The sequence below is a fragment of the Streptococcus wuxiensis genome, from assembly GCF_040888245.1.
Taxonomy (GTDB): Bacteria; Bacillota; Bacilli; order Lactobacillales; family Streptococcaceae; genus Streptococcus; species Streptococcus wuxiensis.
In genome coordinates this window covers 1-14,997 of record NZ_JBFNFE010000007.1, presented here as the reverse complement: position 1 = coordinate 14,997, position 14,997 = coordinate 1, and the positions used below count along the sequence as shown (strand labels likewise).

General features: G+C 40.6%; 13 protein-coding genes and 8 tRNA genes. 1 reads left to right on the top strand and 20 read right to left on the bottom strand.

Going from position 1 to position 14,997, the window contains the following annotated elements:
* Positions 1 to 94: 94 nt before the first annotated feature.
* Together AB2B47_RS07785 and AB2B47_RS07780 are read right to left on the bottom strand one after the other, a co-directional pair.
* Positions 95 to 2,527 (bottom strand): ATP-dependent Clp protease ATP-binding subunit, encoded by a 2,433-nt coding sequence (locus AB2B47_RS07785; RefSeq protein ID WP_320694020.1) that lies wholly within the window; start codon positions 2,525 to 2,527, stop codon positions 95 to 97.
* 6 nt (positions 2,528 to 2,533) lie between these two features.
* Positions 2,534 to 2,992, bottom strand: a complete 459-nt coding sequence (locus tag AB2B47_RS07780; RefSeq protein ID WP_320694019.1) for a CtsR family transcriptional regulator — start codon at positions 2,990 to 2,992, stop codon at positions 2,534 to 2,536.
* 265 nt (positions 2,993 to 3,257) lie between these two features.
* Here AB2B47_RS07780 and AB2B47_RS07775 point away from each other — a divergent pair, with 265 nt between their 5' ends.
* Positions 3,258 to 3,818, top strand: a complete 561-nt coding sequence (locus AB2B47_RS07775; RefSeq protein WP_320694018.1) for a CD20-like domain-containing protein — start codon at positions 3,258 to 3,260, stop codon at positions 3,816 to 3,818.
* A gap of 80 nt (positions 3,819 to 3,898) precedes the next feature.
* On the opposite strand, the gene AB2B47_RS07770 is transcribed toward AB2B47_RS07775, so the two are convergent.
* The 18 genes from AB2B47_RS07770 to AB2B47_RS07685 all read right to left on the bottom strand — a co-directional run bounded on the left by AB2B47_RS07770 (position 3,899) and on the right by AB2B47_RS07685 (position 14,968).
* Entirely contained in the window at positions 3,899 to 4,627 is a 729-nt protein-coding gene (locus AB2B47_RS07770) for an ABC transporter ATP-binding protein (RefSeq protein ID WP_006152397.1), read from the bottom strand.
* Positions 4,627 to 5,634, bottom strand: coding sequence for an ABC transporter substrate-binding protein (locus tag AB2B47_RS07765; RefSeq protein ID WP_075564999.1), 1,008 nt, complete (start codon positions 5,632 to 5,634; stop codon positions 4,627 to 4,629). Before AB2B47_RS07765 ends, AB2B47_RS07770 begins: the two co-directional genes overlap by 1 nt.
* Before the next feature lie 37 nt (positions 5,635 to 5,671).
* The gene (locus AB2B47_RS07760; RefSeq protein ID WP_006152408.1) at positions 5,672 to 6,430 is read right to left on the bottom strand and encodes an ABC transporter permease; all 759 of its coding nucleotides are present in this window, start codon (positions 6,428 to 6,430) and stop codon (positions 5,672 to 5,674) included.
* Complete coding sequence (locus tag AB2B47_RS07755) at positions 6,393 to 6,683, bottom strand: thiamine-binding protein (RefSeq protein WP_006152446.1); 291 nt, start codon at positions 6,681 to 6,683, stop codon at positions 6,393 to 6,395. The genes AB2B47_RS07760 and AB2B47_RS07755 overlap by 38 nt, the downstream gene beginning before the upstream one ends.
* 441 nt (positions 6,684 to 7,124) lie before the next feature.
* A complete protein-coding gene (gene cls, locus AB2B47_RS07750) occupies positions 7,125 to 8,657 on the bottom strand; it encodes a cardiolipin synthase (RefSeq protein WP_006152445.1) in 1,533 nt (510 codons plus the stop codon).
* Positions 8,658 to 8,828: 171 nt separating this feature from the next.
* Positions 8,829 to 9,773 carry a 3-oxoacyl-[acyl-carrier-protein] synthase III C-terminal domain-containing protein gene (locus AB2B47_RS07745; protein WP_049503859.1) on the bottom strand — a complete coding sequence of 315 codons (945 nt, stop codon included), beginning with the start codon at positions 9,771 to 9,773 and terminating at the stop codon, positions 8,829 to 8,831.
* A gap of 14 nt (positions 9,774 to 9,787) precedes the next feature.
* A complete protein-coding gene (locus tag AB2B47_RS07740; protein ID WP_223334833.1) occupies positions 9,788 to 11,050 on the bottom strand; it encodes a F390 synthetase-related protein in 1,263 nt (420 codons plus the stop codon).
* Entirely contained in the window at positions 11,028 to 11,843 is an 816-nt protein-coding gene (locus AB2B47_RS07735) for an MBL fold metallo-hydrolase (RefSeq protein ID WP_320694017.1), read from the bottom strand. Before AB2B47_RS07735 ends, AB2B47_RS07740 begins: the two co-directional genes overlap by 23 nt.
* A complete protein-coding gene (locus AB2B47_RS07730) occupies positions 11,818 to 12,798 on the bottom strand; it encodes an NAD-dependent epimerase/dehydratase family protein (RefSeq protein WP_006152429.1) in 981 nt (326 codons plus the stop codon). The genes AB2B47_RS07735 and AB2B47_RS07730 overlap by 26 nt, the downstream gene beginning before the upstream one ends.
* Positions 12,795 to 14,069 carry a glycosyltransferase gene (locus AB2B47_RS07725; protein ID WP_320694016.1) on the bottom strand — a complete coding sequence of 425 codons (1,275 nt, stop codon included), beginning with the start codon at positions 14,067 to 14,069 and terminating at the stop codon, positions 12,795 to 12,797. Before AB2B47_RS07725 ends, AB2B47_RS07730 begins: the two co-directional genes overlap by 4 nt.
* A 198-nt stretch (positions 14,070 to 14,267) precedes the next feature.
* A tRNA-Pro gene (locus AB2B47_RS07720) sits at positions 14,268 to 14,341 on the bottom strand.
* Between the two features lie 14 nt (positions 14,342 to 14,355).
* A tRNA-Arg gene (locus tag AB2B47_RS07715) sits at positions 14,356 to 14,429 on the bottom strand.
* An 11-nt stretch (positions 14,430 to 14,440) separates the two neighbouring features.
* Positions 14,441 to 14,526, bottom strand: a tRNA-Leu gene (locus AB2B47_RS07710).
* 7 nt (positions 14,527 to 14,533) lie between these two features.
* Positions 14,534 to 14,605, bottom strand: a tRNA-Gly gene (locus AB2B47_RS07705).
* Positions 14,606 to 14,632: 27 nt separating this feature from the next.
* Positions 14,633 to 14,705: transfer RNA gene (locus AB2B47_RS07700), tRNA-Thr, on the bottom strand.
* A gap of 12 nt (positions 14,706 to 14,717) precedes the next feature.
* Positions 14,718 to 14,799, bottom strand: a tRNA-Leu gene (locus AB2B47_RS07695).
* Between the two features lie 5 nt (positions 14,800 to 14,804).
* Positions 14,805 to 14,877: transfer RNA gene (locus AB2B47_RS07690), tRNA-Lys, on the bottom strand.
* A gap of 18 nt (positions 14,878 to 14,895) precedes the next feature.
* Positions 14,896 to 14,968 (bottom strand) — tRNA-Asp (locus AB2B47_RS07685).
* Between the last annotated feature and the right edge of the window lie 29 nt (positions 14,969 to 14,997).

The window sequence follows — 14,997 nt, the reverse complement described above, 5'->3', positions numbered from 1 at the left end:
TGAAATCCTTAAACTAAATGCAAAATCCAAGTCCTTATTTAAGTAACAACTTTTCAAAAAAGAGGCTGAAACAATCTGTTCCAACCTCACTTTTTTAAACAATTTCAAATTTTAATTGGCCAGCTTTGACACCAATTTTAAGTGTCTTACCTTCTTTCAGTTCACCTGTAAGAAGGAGTTCTGCTAGTTTGTCTTCTACTTCTGTTTGCAGAGTTCTGCGCAGTGGGCGAGCTCCCATCTCTGGGTCATATCCCTTCTGAGCTAGAAGCTTAAGGGCAGATGCTTGGAGTTTCAAGTCAATTCCTTTTTCTGCCAGACTTGCAATCAATGGTTTGACCATAATCTTAACCACTTCCTGCATATCTTGACTTGACAAGCTGTGGAAGACCACCTTTTCGTCAATACGGTTGATAAACTCTGGACGATAAGCTTTTTTCAACTCTTCGAACATCCGTTTTTCCATATTTTCTTGGTCAAAACGAATATCCTTAGCTCCAAAACCGACTGTCTTGTCATCACGAAGAGCTGTCGCACCAAGGTTTGACGTCATGATAATAATGGTATTTGAGAAATCAACCTTGCGACCCTTACTGTCTGTTAAGACACCATCATCCAAGACCTGCAAGAGCACATTAAAGATATCTGGGTGGGCCTTTTCTACCTCGTCAAAGAGAAGTACTGAGTACGGTTTGTTACGAACCTTCTCGGTCAACTCTCCGCCCTCTTCGTAGCCTACATAACCTGGAGGAGCTCCATTGAGACGACTAGCTGCGAATTTCTCCATGTATTCACTCATGTCAAAACGAATGAGAGCTGACTCGTCATCAAAGAGAACTTCTGCCAAGGCTTTGGCTAATTCAGTTTTACCAACACCTGTTGGTCCTAGGAACATAAAGGATCCAATTGGACGTTTGTTATTGCGAATCCCCGATTGATTTCTGCGAATGGCACGACTGATGCTTGATACCGCTTGTTCCTGACCGATAACACGTTTATGCAGTTCAGCTTCTAGATTGAGATATTTCTTGGCGTCCGTTTGTGTCAATTTTTGAACTGGAATACCTGACAAGCGACTCAAGGTTGTCAAAATATCAGATTCTTTTACCAGATCTTTATAGACCGGAACTTCCTGCTCTTTTGCAATGAGCTGAGCTGCTTGTTTCCATTTGCCATCCATCAAGGCCTTGTCTGCTGCTGTTAAACCTGACTCTTCTTTTTTAGCGTGTTTCGATTTATTTTGGACAGTTGCTGCCGCTTCATCCAAAAGATCAATCGCTGAGTCTGGCAAGTGACGACTAGTCAAATAGCGATGTGCCATTTTGACAGCTGTTTCGACTGCATCATCTGTAATTTGAACATGGTGGTGTTTCTCATAAGTTGCCTTCAAGCCACGCAAGATAGCCATACTATCAGCCACACTTGGTTCCTCAATCATCACTTTTGCAAAGCGACGAGAAAGGGCTGCATCTTTTTCGATGTGTTTTTGGTATTCTTCCTGAGTGGTTGCCCCAACAGTTCTCAGAGTTCCACGCGCTAGGGCAGGTTTCAGGATATTGGCCGCATCCAAGGTCGAATCAATACCACTTCCTGATCCCATAATGGTATGAAGCTCATCGATAAAGAGGATAACCTTACCGTCTTCCTCGATATCTTTGATAATATTGTTCATACGTTCTTCAAAGTCTCCACGGAAACGAGTTCCTGCAACCACATTCATCAAATCAAGTTCTAGGACTCGCATCTTAGCCATCTCATCAGGCACATTTCCGTTGACAATTCGTTGCGCAAGGCCAAGTGCCAGAGCTGTTTTACCAACACCTGCATCTCCAACTAGAACTGGATTATTTTTTGTTTTTCGACTCAAGATTTGGATCATACGAGAGATTTCTTGGTCACGCCCGATGACTGGTTCCAACTTGCCTGAACGAGCTTGCTCTGTGAGGTCATGAGTGTAATCTTCCAAACCACCACTTGGAGTTTGAGGCATACCCATCATATTGGCCATAGAATTTTGCTTATCTGCTACTGATCTGTGGCGCTGACGCAGAGCCTTCAAATCTTCCTTTGTCCAACCAGCACGCGCTTCAAGACTACGACGAAGCCCAGCAATCTTGACTTGATCTTTCTGATCTTCATAAGAAAATCCTGCTTTTTCCAAAATGCGAGTAGCTAGGGCATTGCCATCATGCAAGATAGCGTAGAGAAGATGCTCTGTTCCCAATGCTTTGGCATGTACCACCGAAGCAACATGTTCCGCCTCCAACATCAAGACGTTCAAACGATAGGAAAATGGGAGCTCCTTGTAATCTTCCTTGTGGTTATAGTTGGCTTCTGTTAATTCTACAGCCACTTCCTCCAAACGATCAATCTCATACGGGAATTCATTTAAAGTTGCTCCAGCAACACTGTAGCTATGATTGGCCATGGCAATCAGCAAATGCCAAGACTCTAGGTAATCTGCACCAAAGCGACTCGCTACCAGAAAGGCGCTATCGATGCATTCTCTCAATGCTTTTGAATATTTCATGTCGTTTTATTTTCCTTTTCTATCTACTTCATGCAACAACTGACGAAGCATATTAGCACGAATATAATTAGCTTCCTCACCTAGAATTCGGTCTGTCCCCATAGCTAATAATAGACTCATCTCTTGGCGGGTCATGAGTTCTTGTTCGACTAAGAGTCTTAAGACATCTTCAAAGATGACTTGGTTCACCTCATCACCCACTGAATACAACAAATCGCGGAGCATATCATGATGGTTAGAGAATTCAATTCGACCAATGCGAATATAGCCTCCACCACCACGTTTACTCTCAACTAGATATCCTCTACTCTCTGTAAAACGAGTCTTAATCACATAGTTGATCTGGCTAGGTACGACTTGAAAGGTATCCGCTAGCTGGCTTCGTTGCAATTCTACGATACCAGATTGTTCTAAAATCGCCTTGATATAGGCTTCAATATGGTCCGATGTATTTTTAAATTTCATAGCTTGCTACCTCCTTCTTAAACTTTGACCATCTTTGACTATACTATCATTTAAGAATCCATAAGTCAAATTTTAAAGGCTAAGTCTTTGGAAATACTGAGTTTTAAAAATAGCTACCGTTAGCAAACTATGCTTTGTTTTCTATTCTACATTTATGTTATAATAAAGAAGTTACAGCTAGCTTTCAAATCCTTTGAAAGTATGTTAATAAGTATCAAATATGTGCAAATACTGATTCACAATAAAAGCTGAGAAAGGTTTCGCTATGAAACAAGAAAATAAAATTTTTGGTATCCTAGCTATTGTTTTAGGAGCTATTGCACTCCTTGGTTCTTGGATTCCTGGTATCAATCAAATTTCATTCTTAATCGCTATCCTTGCACTTATCCTAGGTATTGTTGGCTTATGCTTAAACCGTAAAAATAAAAAAGTATTAGCTATTATTGGTACTGTTCTTTCTGTAGCATCTATTGTTTTTGCTGTGGGTAGTCAAGTTATCTATAATCAAATCCAAAAGAATGCTGCTCAAGATACCGTGTCTACTAATCAAGCCGAAGAAGAATTTACATGGACCAAGGAACAATTCGATGCTCTCAAACAAGGAGATATTCTTCAACGCGGAGCTGGTGGTACAAATTACGATGATGTCATAAAAGAACACGGCCAACCATCTAAAGAAAGCACGACTAAGAAAAAAGACCGTGAAAACAAAGTGATTTCTTATGTATCAACAGGTAATAATATCCAGTCTGTCACTCTTACCTTCGATAAACAAGAGGATGGTTCTTTCTTACTCATCTCTAAAGTTGCAATGGGTTTAGAATAAAGGATTCGTCCACACTATCACATCATAAACTATATAAAAACAAAACTTCGGTATGAATAAATCATTCCGAAGTTTTTAAATTATAGTTCCAAGCCCAACTCCTCTAAAATTTGGCGTTTGTAGGCAATTTTTTGAACTTCCTTGTCTTCGCCTTCAGACCAGTCGAGTTTGATTTCAGAAACAATCTGCCCAGGGCGATTTTTCAAGATATAGATACGGTCACTAAGATTAAGAGCCTCCTCGATACTATGCGTAATGATGAGTGTCGTCAACTCTAGCTGTTTATGAATATCAAGATACCAGGCATGAAGTTCCATCTTAGTCATCTCATCCAAAGCGCTAAAGGCCTCGTCTAGAAGAAAGAGCTTGTGCCCGAAAAGGTAGGTACGGAGTAAAGCAACACGCTGGCGCATCCCACCACTGAGTTCATGAGGGTACTTATCCCTTACAGCCGTCAACTGAAAGGTAGCAAGAATTTCATCTGCTTTGGCAATGGCTTCTGCCTTGTCCACCTTTTGGATCAAGAGGGGCAAAATGATATTGCCAAGAACTGTCTTATGTTCTAGGAGTAAATCCTTTTGGAGCATATAACTCACGCGCCCCTTAGGATTTTCCTCCCCATCAAGAATGATACGTCCAGACTGGACTTCTAAAATCCCTGCAATCAGGTTAAAGAGAGTAGTCTTTCCTACACCACTGGGTCCTAGGATAGAGACCACTTCACCTGAAGTCACTTGTAGGTTAATATCCTCTAAAATCTTTTCATCGTTGTAGGCATAGCTTACGTGTTCTAGTCTAATTTCTGTCATTATTTTACAAATTCGTTGGTAAATCCTTTATCTGTCAAGTCTTCCTTGAGGATTCCATTTTCTTTATCCCATTTGTAGAAGGCATTCCAGCGATCAGCATCAAATTGTCCCCATTTTTCCTTGTCGCTAGCATACTCTTTTGACAAGTATTTTTGAGATTCGATGACAAAGTCACGTTTATCCTTTAACTCAGGTGCATTCTTGATCAAGATATCAGCCGCTTCTTCTGGGTGATCCATCGCGTATTGGTAACCTTTTTTAATAGCTTGGATGACTTTACGAGCTTCTTCTTTGTTGTCTTTTAGATAGTCGTTGTTTGCGATGATAACTGGTGAATAGTAGTCAAATTCTTTAACGTAGTCTTTCAAATACATAAAGTTGGCATCCACACCTTGAGATTTGGCTAGGATTCCGTCCCAACCATAATAAATCCAAGCAGAGTCAAAAACTCCATTGGCAATCGGTGTGATCGAGTTCGAGTCGTTGTTTGGTACTTTTTCAACCTTCTCAAAGTCTCCACCTTGAGATTCTACCAAGGTTTTCAACATAGCAAGCTCAGTTGGGTCATTCCAGGTTCCGTATTTCTTACCAACCAAGTCTTTAGGACTATTGATATTGTCAGACTTACGAGAGATAATCCCTGATGTATTGTGTTCTACAATCGCTGCAACGGCAGTAATACCTGCTCCTTTTTCCAATTTCTTAGCCATGTAGTCTTGGAAATAGATAGCAAATGGCGCCTTACCATTGATCACCAAGTCAGATGAACTTTCTTCTGGTGGCAATTTCAAATCAACATCCACTCCAGCTTCTTTGAAATAACCTTTTTCTTTGGCTACATAAAGCCCTGTATGGTTGGTATTGGGTGTCCAGTCTAGGATAAAGTCAATTTTTTTTAGTTCTGCTTCTTTGTTATCCTTAGAAGCAGTTCCTTGGCCACAAGCCACAAGCACGACAGCTAGAAGAGCTGTTACAATCGTTAAAAACACTTTCCATGTTTTCTTCATTTTTATTTCCTCTTTTCTTTTTCCAAAACGCTCTATTTTAAGTACGTTTCCATTTAATCACATATTTTTCACTGATATCGACTAGCTTCATCCCCAGAAGACTGATCAGCGATACCAGAATAATAATCGCAAACATGGTATCATACTGAAACAGTTTTTTGGACTGAATCATGTAGACACCAAGTCCTTCAAAGCCTCCCAACCACTCAGATACCACTGTTGTGATGAAAGCATAGGAGACACTGACCCTCAGACCTGCATAAAAGTAAGGCAGGCTGACAGGGATTTTAAAATGCCACAGGATTTGCCAAGGATTGGCTCGCATCAGACTAAACAAGGTCAGCATATCCTTGTCACAATGCCTAAATCCATCTAGAATACTGACGATAATAGGGAAGGTTGTCGTCAAGATAATCAAGACAATCTTGGGCAAGATTCCATAACCCAACCATAAAACTAGGATAGGGGCTATGGCAATGGTCGGTATGGTCTGGACAACTACCATCATGGGGTAAATCAAGTCATTGAGCCATCCCAAACTATCCATAAGTACGGCCATAACACAGGCTATCAAGACACCCAAGACCAAACCTAGCAAAGCTACTCTCAAGGTTGCCCAGCTATGGTACCAGAGAAATTCTCTGTCACGAACAAAAGACTGGAGAATCTCAAGTGGTGTCGGCAGGATAAACTTTGGTAAGAGTTTTAAGAATCCCGCCACCTGCCAAAGAGATAAGACACCCAAAAATCCTAGCAGACTAATATGCCGTCTCATTATACTTTTCAAGTTTCTCATCGATGCTTAAAATCTCTCCTATATTTATTTTCACATTGGCAAAAACATTGTCTGCTCCTTGGCCCGCCACTTCTAACGCTTCTTTGAGAATGCGCATAAGCCCATCAAACTCCCCCTCCAAGACCGTTTCAAATGGTGTCACCACCATGGTCACTCCTTGAGTTTGCAGATAAGCAATGACCTTATCAATTACAGCTATGCGGTCAATCCCTTGTGACAGGGGCAGGACTTGTAAAGCAATGCTTGCTTTCATTCAAACCTCCTTCTAAGTTACAGTTTTTCTTTGTAAAAAAAGAAAAATCTCTTCCATATATGAAAGAGGTGCAAAATTAGGCCAAGTATCGTTCCCTACGCTGGCATTACCCAGATCAGGTGCGGTCGAAGTTTAACACTTCCTCTCAGACTGTACACAGACTCCCATATATTATATGGACATATGATAACGCAAAAAAAATAAGATGTCAAGGAAACTGCTTACAGAAAAGAGAGTGGGACAGAAATCGGTAATTCGTTAGAATTCGATTTCGTCATCCCACCTCCGCACAGTTGAGGAGGGCTGTAAAAGCTGATGAAATCAGCGTAGTACAGCCCACTCAACCACTGCGTCTTGCTCGACAATCCAAAGAAAATTGAGAGGCTAGGACTTTTGTCCCAACCTCTCCTCTAATCATCTATTCTCAGTTAATTCTTTCAATTAAAGCATAGGTGCAAATAACTGTGTTACTTCTTTAATCATCATTTGATACCATGTAGGGTTTATGGTATCCGAGAAGATTTCTTGAGATTGTTCAAAAATTCCTTCAAAATCTTTGCGAATATCTGCTATTGACTCTGTTTTGTAGAGTAGTACTGCATTTTCATAGTGATGAACCAAGCTACGATAATCCAAGTTAATAGTGCCGACAGCCGCAAATCGATCATCAACAATCATTTGCTTACTATGGATAAAACCAGGTGTGTATTCAAAAATGCGAACACCCGCAGATAAAAGATCTGGATAAGCTCCCCGTGTTACAAGTTGAATGAGTTTTTTATCCGGTATATGGGGCGTGACTATTCTAACGTCTACGCCTCGCATAGCCGCATTTTTTATATCCTCTGTCAAATCATAATCGATAATGAGATAAGGCGTTGTGATATAGACAAAATCTTCTGCTTGGTTAATCAAATTTTGATAAACGATCTTCCCTACCTTAGTTTTATAGATTGGCTTAGGTCCACTGCCGTAAGGGATACAAAGACCGCTACCAAATCGTGTCTGATTTTCCAAATGATACTGATCAAAGTCACTTATTTCCCCACGGTTGATGTACCAGTTCATGAGAAATAGTCTGGTAAATGCTTGAGTCGCCGGACCATCGATCCGAATCCCACTATCTTTCCAGTGTCCAAAACGTTCAATACGATTGATGTATTCATCTGCAAGGTTGATTCCTCCAGTATAGGAAATTTGTCCATCAATCACTAATATTTTCCGGTGGTCACGGTTATTATAGGCCACTGTCATACGAGGAATCACCTTATTAAATTTATGAGCATCAATTCCTTTAGAACGCAAATGAAGAGTATAATCCCCAGGCAAAGTCACCATACAACCGATGTCGTCATAGAGCATCTTGACTTCGACTCCCTGAGCTGCCTTTTCTTCCAGAACTTCGAGTATGCTATCCCACATCAAACCTTCGTCGACAATATAGTATTCTAGAAAAATAAACTTTTCTGCTCTTTTAAGATCCTCCAGCATCTGTTGCCACATTTCCTCACCGCTTGCGAAAAATTGTGAATCTGTCTGGTCATAGACTTCTGCATTACTATCCATATGTAGCAAGGCATTGATAATTCCGTAAGCTGATTTGTCTGTCTCCTGTAGTTGCAAATGGAGTTGGCGCCCATTATTCTCATGAAATGCAATAGAATTCAATTCCTGGAGTTGTTTCAGTTCTTTTTTTGATAGTCTTCTCTCACCAAACATGAGATAAAGCAATGGACCAAACACCGGTACAAAGGTCACAATCAACCAAGTCACTTTGCTTTCAGGTGACATCGAACGATTGACAATCGCTCTAACGGTTGCTACGCTAATCAAAAATACAAGAGTCACCCAAATAATCGGAGCAATCTGGATCATGTAAAGAATAATTCCGAAAACAAGAACTAATTCTATCAGGATAATCGCAATACTAAAGCCATACTTGGACATTAATAAGCGAAATTTTCTTATTCCCATATCTCCCTCTCAATTTCTAAGTATACTCCCTAATATACTGTCTGAAAACGCTTGTTACCTTCTAGTATACTTAGTTTCATAAAAGTTATCAAGCTTTTTCTGTATAGGCCGATAGTTCTACGTTTAAAATTAATTTAAAAAGCAGGCCACTTATAGGTGCCTGCTATTATTTTACAATTTCAAAGCCAACATATTAACCGTCATACCAGCTGCAGTTCCCATTAAGAAGATGGTATCACCTTCTTTTACATAGCCATGATCGAGTGCATAAGCCAAACCAAAAGGTACAGCAACGGAGACCATATTTCCATAATCCGTAACAAGGTTAAGGTACTTGTCTTCGTCTACACCCAGTTTTCCCATGACCAAAGGAAGAGCGCGACTAGCTTGGTGGGGAATAATATAGTCTACAGCATCTTTAGAAATGCCTGATTTCTCTTGGAATTCTTGGAACATTTCTGGAATGACACGAGCAGAAAGCAAGAGAATTTTCTTGCCTTTCATATCAAACATAAAATTTGTCTTAGTCTCTTCAGAGTACTCTTTTGGCTGATAAGAAGTCAAGCCTCCACGAATCTCTGTATCGTGAGCTCCCTCTGACCAAGTACGTTGAAGGCTTGCTATCACTCCCTTATCCTTATCACTTGATTGGAAAATAAAGGCAGCCGCTCCATCACTAAAGAGTTCATAACTTTCTTTTTGCTTTGGATTAAGGCCCAAGCTACCAACTTCACTGGATACAATCAAAACACGACGGTATTCCCCAGCTTCAATCAAATGTGACATAGTTGATAAAGCAGAGATAAAACTTGTACAAGTCGTATTGATATCCATAGCTGGGATAGAGAGCCCTTTTGCCACACGTTCATGAATCAAAGCTGCCGTACAAGGAATCGGCTGAACACCAACCGCACTAGCTGATACCAGGCAATCAATGTCTTTCATACTCAAATTTGCATTTTCAAGTGCAGCTTGGATAGCTGCTTCTGCCAAATCTAGTTGCGTTTCTTCATTTTCAACCACACGATGACGGGTCTGGTCTTTAAATTGCACTGTATTTTTTGGAAGGCAGACTCCATAACCTGCAATTTCTACATGTCTTTTTACTTCTGTCATAATCTTTTGTCCTTTCATAAACGTTGGATACGTTTGAGCTTACGACTTGTATCCCAGTGATAATCTGAAAATTGTATTTCAGGTTCTTTAAACTCTTTTTGTTGCGCCAAAAGTAGAAACTGCTCTGTAATCGCTGTTTCTACTTGCTCATCTCTTCGACTTAGACAAACTTCCACTAGCTTCTCAGAGTGTTGCTTGACTTGGTAATCTCCAACATTCTCCACAAAGAGAATGCAACGTCTGATAAAGTCAGGATAAATCCTTACCTGACCTCCATCTTGTCTATCAAAATAGAAGATATCATCAGAACGCCCTTCGACCTTGTCAATCCTTGTGTAATGAGAACCACATGGACAAGGTTCAGGATTCTCAACCAAGATATCGTTGAGCTGGTAGCGATAAACAGGCTGACTGCTCCGCTTAAAATCAGTAATGACTGGATAAAAACGTCGGTCATCCAAGTAGTGTTTTTCCACAAAAATGATGTCTTCATTGAGATGAAGATTCCCAACAGAGCAAGTACAAGCTAAGAAACCTTCCGTTGCTTGATATACTTGGTCAATAATCGGCAACTCAAAAGCGCTCAGAATTCGCTCTTTATCACTATCTTCCAAGATTTCAGCCACCGAAACGATTTTTTGTGGGTGTATGACTAACTCCCCATCTTTTAGGCGCTTGCTCAATTCAATCAACATAGAAGCAGGCGCTACCACAATGGTCGGTTGATAATTGTTGAGACGCTCGATATGCTCATCTGTATTCTTGAAAATATCAAAGTACTCTAAACGAATAAGTGACGTATTGATGGTCTGATAGAGTTCATTATCCGCTCTGAGGAAAAAGGCTATGCGGTGCCCAAAAAGTTGGCCCTTGGGCAACATCTTTGCCAAGATAGCTGCTGCCCACATACTTCTCTCTTTTTCAGTTGTGATAAAGAGTCCCCGGTGTCCAGATGTTCCAGAAGACAACCCAACAGCTATTTCTCCCTTAAGCTCTGTAAAATTCCTGGTCTTTTCACTTTCGATAGCCAAAGCCAAGGCCTCGTCTCGATCCACTCCTTGGGTGTTGAGCTCATTGAAATGCGTCATCATGAACGCTTTATCCATATGATCAAAGTCGTTAGGTACACCATTTTTAAAATAAGGTGATTCACGTTTGAGAAAATCCATATAGGCAGCCAGTTGCTTTTTCTGATAGTTTTCTAATGCTTCTCGAGATCTAAAGTTATGAAGCCAGCGAGTTTGGATAAAAGTTTTAAGAAAGGTTATTTTTTTCATACAAAATCCGCTCAATCCTTTCTACAGGGTCATGGCTAACTAGCACTTCTATTCCATCCTTTAAAAGCTCTTCCAAGAGCTCCGTTCCTTTGATATAGGCTTCCTTGTTGTCCTGCACCAAGGAAGGAATCAGATGCATCTGTTTCGTATAGGGTAAAAGGTCTATTCCCCAACAAAGATCTGCTGCGATAAAGAGATGATAATCTGGAATAAAGAGACAAGCTTGCCCCTTAGCATGCCCATCTATCGAAGCTACAAGGATACTTCCGTCTCCAAAAAGATCGATGGTAGGGCGATACTTAAAGTTAGCATTTTGCTGATTTGCCTTGATGACTGTCAATCTTTCCTCGAAGTCACTCGGCAAAAATTCTTTAAAAATTAAATCCTTTAGTTTTGGTTTCTTGTAAACATCATAGACTTCCTGGGTCAGGATAAAGTTTGCATGAGGAAAGAAACTAGCCCCTCCCAGATGATCTGGATGTAAATGAGAAAGCAAGACATAGTTAATGTCTTCTGGCTTAATTCCTTTAGCTTCTAGCAAATGTAAAATCTGATCCTTTTCCGTCATTTGAACTGGCGTTCCGAGACGATAAAAGCCATAACGAAGTTTCCTCTTAATATCATAGTGATAGCCAGTATCATAAAGCAGATACCCCTTTTCCCTATGCTTGATCAAAAAGACACCTGCTGGAAAAGTCATCTTTCTATTCTTGACACCCTTAAAGAGCAAGCCGGCATAACTAGTACAATACCCTGCTGGGAAATACTCAATGCTTTCGATAATCTTGGACATATTGCTCAATCCCTTCTGAAATACTTATTTTCGGATGATAACCCAGCTCCTTCTCAGCCTTACTAATATCAAGAGTCTGACTATAACGAAGCAGGTAATAGGTATAGCGTGTCAGGGCTGGCTCCCCTTTAAGATTCAGAGTCTTATAAAGAAATTCTAAACTACTGGCAATTCCCGATAATAGAGATGCAGAAATTTTTCTATATTTGATTGGATAACCCAAACCTGTCAAGCTTTCCTCTAGCAAATCCCTAAAAGCTCTTGGCTCGCCATTAGTGATGTTATAGATATCACCCTTTGCTTCTGGAGCTTCCAAAGCTAAACGAATTGCTAAAGCTACATTTTCCACACAAGTCATATCCATGAGCTGACGCCCATCTCCAATCAAAGGAATTCCTATTTTTTGACTAAGATTGATCACCCGTGGCAAAATACTGGTATCCCCAATCCCAAAAAGTCCACGAGGTCTCAAAATAATACTAGGAACATCTGGATAATCTTTAAAGAGTTTCTCCGAAGCTAATTTACTACGGATATAGTTATTGAGATTGTTTTCCTCTGGAGCATCACTTTCTTTGATAGCCAATTGATCCTTAGGAGCAGCATAAATACTTGGCGAGGATACGTAGGCTAAGCGCTGAATCCCAGCTTGACGACAAGCTTCGAGAACCGTTTTAGTCCCTAAAACATTGGCCTGATAAAAATCTTCCCACGGGCCCCAAACTGTTGACAGGGCTCCCGCATGAACGACCAGATCCATCCCCTTACAAGCTTCTCCCACATCCTCAGCTTTGGTTAGGTCCCCTTGAAAAAAACTGACCGAAGAATTCTCTAAGGAGTGACCAATTTTTCTATTTCTACCAAAAGCTCGGACCCGATAACCATGCTCGACTAATTCTTCTACAACATATTTACCCAAGAAACCTGTCGCTCCAGTTACTAAAACTGTTTTCATTTTTCTTTCTCCTTATCCGCTAGAAGATGCTGAATTTCACTCTCCAAAATTTCCGTTGGATGATAAGACTGCGCAACCTGGCGCAAAGTCTCTAATTCTGGCCAATTTTCTTTAGCTAACAGTTCCTCAAAGGCTTGTCCAATGGCCTTGCCATTATCTCTCTTAGCTTTGAAAGCAATACCGGCCTCAACCCCACGAACGGCATAATCAAATTGATCATAATCATGAGGTAATATCAAAGCTGGTTTACCATAAATAATGCATTGATAAAAAATCCCAGCTCCACCATGATGAATGACATAATCCATCTGAGGTATATACTCCTTATAAGGAAGATAAGAAACAACGGACAAATTCTCCATGAGATTCTCACATTGAAAAGCTTCTCCACCAACACCGCGAGTCACAAAAAAGTGACAATCCGGATGAGCTTTCGCAAGTTGCTTAGCTTGATAGATAAGGTTCTCTTTAGCCCAAGCTAGCTGTGTCCCACAAGTTACCAAAACTTTCTTTCGCTCTATAAAAGGAGTTAAATCTAAAGGATAATCCTCTCGAGCCTCAACTGAAGCCCCTGATGGGCCCACCCAACGAAAATGCTCTGGAAATCCCTTTTTAAGTTCTAATTCTTTCATGCCAATGGCAAGAATGGAATAAGGAGAATAAATTGTCTCATGACCGAGTTGGTTATATAATTTAAATTTATATCTCTTTAAGCGATCACGGAATGAAAAAAATACAATACGTTTCACTATACGAGTTGCTTTTCTCCCCAGAAATTGTATTGTAGCCTGCCAAGAATTCTTTGGACTACCCATGCCACCAATTAAACACGGAGGACCATCAGTAGTTTCTAAAACAAATTGTGTAGCCATGGTAGTTATCCAAGGGATTCCAAGTTGATTAGCCACCAAACCACCAGACAACGTAATAAAATCAGCAATAACAATATCTGGCCTATTTTTTCTCCATTCTTCTAATAATTGATCTGAAACTAAATTAATTAAGTCAATACTAGCAGAGAGTTGATGATAGGCTGATAAAACTCCTAGTTGCTGAACATTATTTGCTGCACGTTCGAAATCCTCAATGTGATCTTCTAATATAGGAACAACAGTGAAACCTGCGGCCTCAGCCACTTCTTTTTTTTGAGGACCAGTGAATAAACGAATCTCATACTGAGGATTATGAAGTAAAGGAACTAATAAATTCATTGTTGGATATAAATGTCCACTTAAAGGGACAACTACAACATCAATTTTGATTCTTTTCATATGTCTAGAATACCAAAAATAAAAAAAAAGAACTATCATTAGGATAATTCTTCACCTGAATATTAGTTTTTGAAACGAAAACGCAATAAACTTTAAAGTAAATGTAATGTAAATTTACAGATAAATGATGATCTAAGAGAATAATCACTTTTTTTAAAAAATAAAAAAGGCATCTGCCTCAATCAAAGTATTGACCTATCGGGAAGACAGGATTCGAACCTGCGACACCTTGGTCCCAAACCAAGTACTCTACCAAGCTGAGCTACTTCCCGAGTTAAATGTTTAATGCACCCTAGAGGAGTCGAACCTCTAACCGCCTGATTCGTAGTCAGGTACTCTATCCAGTTGAGCTAAGGGTGCTCTTCAATATATGCCGAGGACCGGAATCGAACCGGTACGATCGTTACCAATCGCAGGATTTTAAGTCCTGTGCGTCTGCCAGTTCCGCCACCCCGGCCTCTATAAGCGAACGACGGGATTCGAACCCGCGACCCCCACCTTGGCAAGGTGGTGTTCTACCACTGAACTACGTTCGCATCGACTCTGGTTTATATTAAAAAAAATGCCGGCTACATGACTTGAACACGCGACCCTCTGATTACAAATCAGATGCTCTACCAACTGAGCTAAGCCGGCTGATTTCTATTATGCGGGTTAAGGGACTTGAACCCCCACGCCGTTAAGCGCCAGATCCTAAATCTGGTGCGTCTGCCAATTCCGCCAAACCCGCAAATATGACCCGTACTGGGCTCGAACCAGTGACCCATTGATTAAAAGTCAATTGCTCTACCAACTGAGCTAACGAGTCAAATAACTTTCGTTATTACGGTCCCGACGGGAATCGAACCCGCGATCTTCGCCGTGACAGGGCGACGTGATAACCGCTACACTACGGGACCTATGGGAGTTAACGGGATCGAACCGCTGA

Coding starts and splice junctions, on each gene's coding strand:
- AB2B47_RS07785 (WP_320694020.1), bottom strand. CDS start 2,527: ATGAAATATTCAAAAGCATTGAGAGAATGCATCGATAGCGCCTTTCTG.
- AB2B47_RS07780 (WP_320694019.1), bottom strand. CDS start 2,992: ATGAAATTTAAAAATACATCGGACCATATTGAAGCCTATATCAAGGCG.
- AB2B47_RS07775 (WP_320694018.1), top strand. CDS start 3,258: ATGAAACAAGAAAATAAAATTTTTGGTATCCTAGCTATTGTTTTAGGA.
- AB2B47_RS07770 (WP_006152397.1), bottom strand. CDS start 4,627: ATGACAGAAATTAGACTAGAACACGTAAGCTATGCCTACAACGATGAA.
- AB2B47_RS07765 (WP_075564999.1), bottom strand. CDS start 5,634: ATGAAGAAAACATGGAAAGTGTTTTTAACGATTGTAACAGCTCTTCTA.
- AB2B47_RS07760 (WP_006152408.1), bottom strand. CDS start 6,430: ATGAGAAACTTGAAAAGTATAATGAGACGGCATATTAGTCTGCTAGGA.
- AB2B47_RS07755 (WP_006152446.1), bottom strand. CDS start 6,683: ATGAAAGCAAGCATTGCTTTACAAGTCCTGCCCCTGTCACAAGGGATT.
- cls (WP_006152445.1), bottom strand. CDS start 8,657: ATGGGAATAAGAAAATTTCGCTTATTAATGTCCAAGTATGGCTTTAGT.
- AB2B47_RS07745 (WP_049503859.1), bottom strand. CDS start 9,773: ATGACAGAAGTAAAAAGACATGTAGAAATTGCAGGTTATGGAGTCTGC.
- AB2B47_RS07740 (WP_223334833.1), bottom strand. CDS start 11,050: ATGAAAAAAATAACCTTTCTTAAAACTTTTATCCAAACTCGCTGGCTT.
- AB2B47_RS07735 (WP_320694017.1), bottom strand. CDS start 11,843: ATGTCCAAGATTATCGAAAGCATTGAGTATTTCCCAGCAGGGTATTGT.
- AB2B47_RS07730 (WP_006152429.1), bottom strand. CDS start 12,798: ATGAAAACAGTTTTAGTAACTGGAGCGACAGGTTTCTTGGGTAAATAT.
- AB2B47_RS07725 (WP_320694016.1), bottom strand. CDS start 14,069: ATGAAAAGAATCAAAATTGATGTTGTAGTTGTCCCTTTAAGTGGACAT.